The organism is Planctomycetaceae bacterium (assembly GCA_021371795.1).
Lineage (GTDB): Bacteria > Planctomycetota > Phycisphaerae > Sedimentisphaerales > UBA12454 > UBA12454.
Window position 1 is genome coordinate 1 of sequence record JAJFVK010000028.1, and the last position, 7,761, is coordinate 7,761.

Consider the following 7,761-nt stretch of genomic DNA (forward strand, 5'->3'; position numbering starts at 1 on the left):
ATGCGGATACGCCGAGTTTTCTTCCTGCTTCGGTTAGAGAATAGCCTTGTTCTGTGACGAGTTTTGCCGCCTGTAACTTGAAATCTTTACTGTAATGTTTGTACTGTGCCATGTTGGACACTCCTTTCTGGGGGTATTATATACCCTCCGTCCGAGTGTCCGTCATTCGTTTAGCACCTCACTGCGTCTTTTTTATCATAACCAAAAATCTTTATATTTTTACTTGACATTGCATACTATGTAATACATAATATGCTTAACCTAATTAACTGGAGAAATAAAAATGAAGTTCGAACGAGAGTTATTAAAAGGAATCGCACCGGTAGTCGTACTTGAAACATTATCACGAGGAAAGATGTACGGCTATGAACTGTCCGAAGCAATCTCGGCAAAAAGCCAAAATGTTCTGACGCTCGGACAAGGCACACTCTATCCCCTGCTGTACAACCTCGAAGCTCAAAAACTTGTTACAAGTGAATGGGAAAAAAGCGAATCCGGCAGAGGCCGTAAGTACTATTCCATCACAAGCAAAGGCAAAGAAAAATTGGAAACAGACAAAGTGCAGCTTGCGGATTTGTTCAAGGCGCTGAAACTTGTCTTTGGTGCAAACATAGCCGGTATTTGAAACCCTATAAGAACCACGAATTAACACGAATAAACACTTATTAAGAAATAAGGATGTTTAAGATGGAGCATAAAAACTTGTTTGAAGATTTACCATCGTGTGCGGTTGAATATATTAAACTTATCATCAAAAAGATGAAATGGCGAAAAAAGGTGCGAGAGGATGTGCAGGCGGAATTGATTGCGCACTTTGAAGACGCACTGCACGATTGCAAAACCAATGATGAAAAAGAAAAGGCCGCCAAAGAATTAATCGCCAATTTCGGCGACGCTGAATTAATTGCAACACTTGCCAGACGAGCGAAAAAACGCTGCCGACCAATGTGGCAAAAAGCCATCATACATTGTTTTCAGGCGTTGGGAATTTTAATAATATGCCTGATTCTTTATTGTTTCTATATTTCATCAGGCAAACCCACATTGCGAGTAAATTACACACAGGAATACCTAAATGCCAATAGGCCAACGGCCGACAGTAATGCAAACGCAAACATCTTATATTCAAAAATAGCCAAAGTCTATGTCGAGCCGTCAAAGTTAAGCACTGATAAAAAGCTTCCAAATAATGATTGCGGCAGCGGTTCTTCAGATTTAATATCGAGACTTAACGAAACCCACAGTTTGAATGAGTTAACTGATGAAGAGTTTGCTGCGGCCAATAAATGGGTTGACGACAACAATGAAACTATAAGGCTCTTTGTTGATGCTTCAAAAAGGCCTTATTGCTGGAACGAGCAGGAGTCAAATTTGAAAGATTCTTCGTTCTTCGCCCTATTGTTGCCAAATCTTTCAGATATAAGAAATGCAGCCAAATTATCAGCCTCAAAAGCAAAACTTGATGCTTACCAGGGCAATTTAGATGGAGCCTGCCAAAATATTTTCTCAATATGGAATTCAGCCGGACATTTGTTAGGACCAAGAACAATAGTTGAACAGTTAGTCGGTGTCGCCATTGAAATAACATCTTTTAGAACCACACGCGATTTATTGACAGAATATAAATTTACCCCGCAGCAGTTAAAACTTCTTCAAAACAATCTTGAGCAGTTAATGGCAAAGAAATATAGTATTAATTATCAAACAGAACGTTTCTTCAAGGATGATTTTATTCAGCGATGTTTCACCGACAACGGCAAAGGCAACGGTCATGCAATTCCATCAGATATGCTGCAATCGTTATATGAAATTAATTATGATACAACAAAAACATCTGAACATAAATATTTACAGCATTTTAAGTTTGTCGCAATATCGGCCATCAGTGCAGACAGGAAAGATTTTTCAGAACTTATTGACAGCTTCTATGACACAGCCCAGCAATATGCACTGACAACTCCATGGCAATTACGACAGGAAAACAAAAGCCTTGACTCCTTATTAAATAGCTGGTCACGGTTCAAAAAAATACGTTATATGAATGCTATGACGATTCTGCCGGCATTTGATAAAGTTAATCTGCTCTTTCACAGGTATAACATCGACGGGCAATCTTTAGTTTCGACTTTAGCCGTCCTGCGTTATCAGCAGGATAATAAAAAATTGCCCGAAAGTTTACAGCAACTAAAAGATGCCGGTTATATCGCCGAGATTCCCATCGACCCTTTCAGTGGAAAAGAAATTATTTACAAACTCACAAAAGACGGCTTTACAATTTATAGTTTTGGGTTGGATATGGATGATGACGGCGGGAAAATGGGAGTCAGAGAAAAAGGCAAACCATATATGTGGAGCGATAATGGCGATGCGGTATTCTGGCCGGTGGGACATTGAAGATTTAAAATTTAACGAATTTAAGATTTGAAATTTGAGATTTCAAAAAGCGTTCAGGAAAATTGGGAATTTTTGATTTTATTCCCCCGCCGCAGGTGCGGGGGCTGATGATTTTTCCTACCAAAATGATATTTTCATATTTTTTTAAAATATTTCTGAACAAACTTTCAACCCGCTGCGTATTTTATATTGGAAAAACTAAATAAAACATAAAACACATAATCTTCTTCGCCTCCTCCTATGCTGCAGAGAGTTTTTTTAGGACGGCCTTAAAAACGTTTTTTTTAAGGCCGTCCCTTTGCCCCCTTCCAATTTTTTTCTCAATGTCCCGCAAGGGGATTAAAACAAAAAAATTGCTGATTTATCGGGGATCTTCGCTTCGCTTCGATAGCTTTTTTTTACGAGTCGCCGTACCGGCGACTGCTAAACAATCAGACCTGACTCTATAATAATCTAATTCCCGCTTTATGGCACTTATCAATAATATCCTGCGGCCAAATACTTGAATGTACCTCGCCAACGTGCAATTTCTGCAACAGAAACATACACAGTCTGGATTGTCCGATACCGCCGCCAATTGAAAGCGGCAGTCTGCCGTCAAGCAGTCTTTTATGCCAATCGAAATCTTTTCTGTGAAGCTCATTGCGTATTTCAAGCTGCTTGAGCATCGCGGTTTTGTCAACGCGGATACCCATCGAACTGATTTCAAACGCCCTGTTTAGAGTTGGATACCATAATAAAATATCGCCATTGAGTCCCTTTTTGCCGTGGAGAGTCGGCGTTGTCCAATCATCATAGTCAGGCGCTCTGCCATCGTGAATTTTGCCATCGGCAAGTTCGCCGCCAATGCCGATAACAAAAACCGCACCGTATTCTTTGGCGACTTTATCCTCACGCTGTTTGGGCGTAAGGTCGGGATACATTTCCTGCAAATCTTCGGTGTGCACAAATTCGATTTTCTTCGGCAGGATTGGCGTAATTTGCGGATGCAGACTGCGGACGTAATTTTCGGTTTCCAAAAGGCAACTGTAAATCGTCCGCACAATGTTTTTCAAAAACTCAAGATTCCGCTGCTGGGGCGTTATCACCCGCTCCCAATCCCACTGGTCAACGTAAATCGAATGCAGATTATCGAGCGATTCCTCGTCCGGCCTGATAGCGTTCATATCGGTATAAAGACCCTCGTCTGGTTTGAAGCCGTAATCAGCAAGCACCATACGCTTCCACTTAGCCAGCGAAAACACAACTTCTGCATCGCTGTCGGCGTCGTCACGAATCTGGAACGTTACTTTTCTTTCGATGCCGTTAAGGTCGTCGTTTATGCCGGAGCCTTTGCGGACGAAAAGCGGAGCCGAGACTCGCTGCAAGTTCAGGTTCCACGAGAGCGTTTGTTCAAAAAAATCCTTAACTTCCTTAATCGCCTTTTCCGTTTCGCGCAATGTCAGAAGCGGTTTGTAATGCGGGTCGATGTAGAGACTTGCCAATTGTTCACTCCTTATAATAATTTCAGACAATAAGAGCCAACGCACATAACGACACAACAGTATAGATTCCCGCCTGCGCGGGAATGACAAGTGGCGTTCAGGCAATCGGCTAAAGTATTACCGTTTCTCAAATATTAACATTTTCGCCGGTTTTTTGCAATCCATAAGGTTTGACAAAATCAGGCATAAGGATATACTTTCTGAAAACGTCTTTTTAAAGGAATTGATATGTTTAAATGTTTGGGCTTGCTTGCCGTTGTTATTAGCTTGTTTTTTATTACAAATTGTTCGGCTGTGGATGTGCCGGACGTCAACTACGGAATCATTTGCGTGCCGGCGGCGAATTTACGCGGCGCGGCTACGCACGAAACGGAACTTTACGACCAGGAAATTATGGGGTATCCGGTTAAACTGCTGCAAAAGCAGGACAACTGGTATCAGGTGCAGATGGAATACGGCTACGTCGGCTGGATGAATGAAAAATCGTTCGTTCAGGTTAATGCGGTACAACTCATACACTGGAAAAACAGCCCAAAGGTTCGCGTAACAAAAGTTTTCGGATTTGTTTACTCAAAACCGGACACATCGAGCCAGCCGGTTACAAACGTCGTGATGAATGTGCTTCTGAAAAAAGGTGAAAAAGTCAACAACAAATGGCTCAAGGTTGAAACGCCTGACGGCCGAGCAGGCTTTTTGCAAAAACAGGACTGTGTCGATGCGGTCGCAAAGGAATTATCAAAAGAAGAGATGAGTAAATCAATTGTCGAAACGGCGAAAATGATGATGGGCGTTCCGTATTTATGGGGCGGCAAATCGAGCGTGTCCTGCGACTGTTCAGGCTTGACATCGACTGTGTTCAGGGCGCACGGAATCGCAATCGGCAGAGATTCATGCAAGCAGGCAACCGAAGGCAAAGCGGTCGATATAAATGATTTTACAAAGGTTCAGCCGGGCGATTTAATATTTTTCGGAAAAGAAAGCATCTCGCACGTAGCGATAAGTCTTGGCGGAAAAGATTTCATCCATCAAAGCGGCTGCGTTCACATAACCAGTCTTGACCCGAACTCGCCCTACTATGAAGAATCTTACGGCAAAAAGTTGAAAGTAATCAGAAGATTCTTTTAGAAACCGAGAAATCTCTTGATTGAAATAAAAACTAAAAAGCTGCAATTAAAAAACATCTGGACGATTGCGAGAAACTCCAGCGATTACAAAGAAAATGTTTTCATTAAAATTGAGCGAAATGGTATTACCGGCATTGGTGAAGCTGCTCCGAATGTCCGCTACGGCGAAAGTGCTGAACTGACCACGCAAAAAATCAGGCAGGCGGAAAAAATACTCGGAAACTTCGACTGGTTTCATTTCGCAGACTTAAAAAAAGCTCTGGACGAAGAAATCAAAGACCAAAGCTGCGCGAAAGCTGCCATCGATATGGCAATAATGGATTGGGTCGGCAAATCGCTCAAAACGCCGTTATACAGGCTCTGGGGGCTTAATCCGATACATACGCCGATTACGTCTTTTTCCATCGGCATCGATGATCCTGAAATTCTGAAAAAGAAAATCGAGCAGGCAGCAATTTATCCTGTGCTGAAAATCAAGGTCGGCAAAGACGATGAAAAAGAAATCATCGGCACTGTGCGGAGTATGACAGATAAGCCTTTGCGAATCGATGCGAATGAAGCGTGGACGACAAAGGAAGCTGCGCTTGAAAAAATTCTCTGGATGCAGTCGCAGAATATTGAATTTATCGAACAGCCGATGCCTGCGGATATGATTGACGAAACCGCATGGCTGCGCGAGCGAATAAAAATCCCCATCATCGCTGATGAATCAGTCAAAACAGTGAGCGACATTCACAAACTTGCCAAAGCATTTGACGGCATAAATATCAAGCTGATGAAATCAGGCGGGTTGCTTGAAGCAATAAAGATGATTGAAGCTGCTCACAGTCTCGGAATAAAAGTGATGCTCGGCTGTATGATTGAAAGCTCGCTTGCTATTACAGCGGCGGCTCATTTGGCACCAAACGCTGAATGGGCAGACCTCGATGGAAATTTATTAATCGGCAACGACCCATTCGAAGGCGTTAAAGTTACCGATGGAAAATTAATACTGAATGACAAGCCGGGACTTGGCGTAAGCGGAGATTTTTGATGAATCAATTATTCCCAATAGAACAGCCGTTTGAAATACTCATCGTATTTCTCGGAGTAATCGCGGTATCGCTTTGGCTGTCGTCACGTTTTAAAATCGCGGCGAAAATTTCACCGATTTTAATAATTCTCGGTTTAAGTGCAACGCTTTCCAACACAGGAGTAATTTCACCGAATAGCTCATTTTATGAAACGCTGACAAATTACGCGGTTCCGTTTGCGGTCTGCCTGATTTTGTTCAACGTTCGACTGGGCGACCTTAAAAATGCCGGTATGCCAATGCTGTTCGCTTTTACGATTGCGAGTTTGTGCTCAACCATCGCGGTTATCGTCGGCGGATATTTTTTGATAAATAAATTTAATGCTGTTCTTGACGGCAATGGATGGAAAATCGCCGGGCCGTACATCGGAACTTACATCGGCGGAAGTTTGAACTTTTTCTCAATGTGGCAGGCGCTGGAGATGAAAAATCCGAATCTTTTCGCGGCAGCAAATGCTGTTGACAATCTGACACTGCCTTTGAATTTCGTATTTTGGGCAGTAACACCAAAACTGCTTGAAAAATTTTATGCGCCAATGCCCTACTCACCAATAATAGAGTCCAGCACCGACAAAGAGAAATCTTCAATTCCATTTATTGTGAAAGATATCGCGGCGTTGTCGTTTTGGGCACTTTTCGTAATGTTCATCAGCACTTTTATCAGAGCGAAAATGCTCGGACTGCCGGTTATCGGGAAATTTATGCAGAATATGCCTGCGATTCTGATTATTACAACTTTGGCAATTATCGGCGGGAGATTCAAATTTATACAAAATCTAAAAGGTGCAAATGAGCTTGGCAACTTCGCGTTTTATCTTTTCTTCGCGGCAGTCGGCGCGCTGATGAATGTTAAACACGCGGTCAGACTCGCTCCTGTGCTGTTTACATTTATCATTATCGTTTTAACGGTGCAAATTGGAACCGCCCTGCTGCTTGGCAAATTATTAAAAATAAACTATCGTGTTCTTGCGGTCGCGGAACTTGCGGCAAAGGCCGGCCCTTCAACTGTTTTGGCGTATGTAAATACAAAAAACTATAAGGAATTAGCTCTGCCGGGTGTCGCTGCGGCGTTACTCGGTTATGCGATAGGAAATTACATTGGCTTTGGCGGTGCGTATCTGCTGAAATGGATTGTTTCTGCTGGAATTCAGTAAAAAACTTGTGTTTTTGGATAGCTTCAGGTAGAATGATTGACTCGCTTTGGAGAGGTGTCTGAGTGGCCGAAAGAGCACGCTTGGAAAGCGTGTGTACGGGTAACACTGTACCGCGGGTTCGAATCCCGCCCTCTCCGTTCTATTGGATTTTTCAAGGGAGACGGGAAATTTCCCGTCTCGGACAAAAAGAGGATTGCACTTAAAATTCCGGCATAGAAATATTTAATTTGTAAATTTTCTCTACATCTTAATGCATTTCAACCGTACAAGTGCCGATAGCAGGTCTGTAAAAATTAAACTGTACATTCGGATGGTCCGCCAATAACGACATCGGCACAGAACTATCCGGTATTTTTTTGCCAATCATCAATGTTGTCAGTCTCATACCAAATGGATTATCATGTGTACCTGCCTGCCAAATTGAAACCTTCTCTGCTTTCCACGTCTGAACAGGACCAACCGTAAGTGCAGTTGTCGGAACACCTGTTACTACTCCGCCGCCACTGGTTCTGGCGTTCTGCATTATTGTTACA

Annotated in this window: 8 protein-coding genes and 1 tRNA gene; 6 read left to right on the forward strand and 3 right to left on the reverse strand. The window is 42.6% G+C overall.

The annotated features are described in order from the left end of the window. Window positions 1–112 (reverse strand): transposase (locus LLF92_12655; protein ID MCE5341955.1); only part of this gene is annotated, 112 nt, incomplete at its 3' end. Between the two features lie 171 nt (window positions 113–283). On the opposite strand from LLF92_12655, the gene LLF92_12660 reads away from it, so the two are divergent. Then, window positions 284–625: a helix-turn-helix transcriptional regulator gene (locus tag LLF92_12660; GenBank protein MCE5341956.1), complete on the forward strand. Its 342-nt coding sequence runs from the start codon at window positions 284–286 to the stop codon at window positions 623–625. Window positions 626–687: 62 nt separating this feature from the next. Next, window positions 688–2,394 (forward strand): hypothetical protein, encoded by a 1,707-nt coding sequence (locus tag LLF92_12665; GenBank protein MCE5341957.1) that lies wholly within the window; start codon window positions 688–690, stop codon window positions 2,392–2,394. Window positions 2,395–2,837: 443 nt separating this feature from the next. Here LLF92_12665 and asnA read toward each other — a convergent pair whose 3' ends face one another. Then, on the reverse strand, window positions 2,838–3,878 hold the full coding sequence (gene asnA / locus LLF92_12670) for an aspartate--ammonia ligase (GenBank protein ID MCE5341958.1): 1,041 nt from the start codon (window positions 3,876–3,878) through the stop codon (window positions 2,838–2,840). A gap of 228 nt (window positions 3,879–4,106) precedes the next feature. Between asnA and LLF92_12675 the strand changes: the two genes are divergently transcribed. The 4 genes from LLF92_12675 (at window position 4,107) to LLF92_12690 (ending at window position 7,365) form a co-directional block, all read left to right on the forward strand. After that, the gene (locus LLF92_12675; GenBank protein ID MCE5341959.1) at window positions 4,107–5,003 is read left to right on the forward strand and encodes an NlpC/P60 family protein; all 897 of its coding nucleotides are present in this window, start codon (window positions 4,107–4,109) and stop codon (window positions 5,001–5,003) included. 15 nt (window positions 5,004–5,018) lie between these two features. Further along, a complete protein-coding gene (locus LLF92_12680) occupies window positions 5,019–6,035 on the forward strand; it encodes a dipeptide epimerase (GenBank protein ID MCE5341960.1) in 1,017 nt (338 codons plus the stop codon). Next, window positions 6,035–7,228 (forward strand): DUF819 family protein, encoded by a 1,194-nt coding sequence (locus LLF92_12685; protein MCE5341961.1) that lies wholly within the window; start codon window positions 6,035–6,037, stop codon window positions 7,226–7,228. Before LLF92_12680 ends, LLF92_12685 begins: the two co-directional genes overlap by 1 nt. Window positions 7,229–7,276: 48 nt before the next feature. Next, window positions 7,277–7,365, forward strand: a tRNA-Ser gene (locus LLF92_12690). Window positions 7,366–7,475: 110 nt separating this feature from the next. On the opposite strand, the gene LLF92_12695 is transcribed toward LLF92_12690, so the two are convergent. Continuing rightward, window positions 7,476–7,761 (reverse strand): hypothetical protein (locus LLF92_12695; protein ID MCE5341962.1); only part of this gene is annotated, 286 nt, incomplete at its 5' end.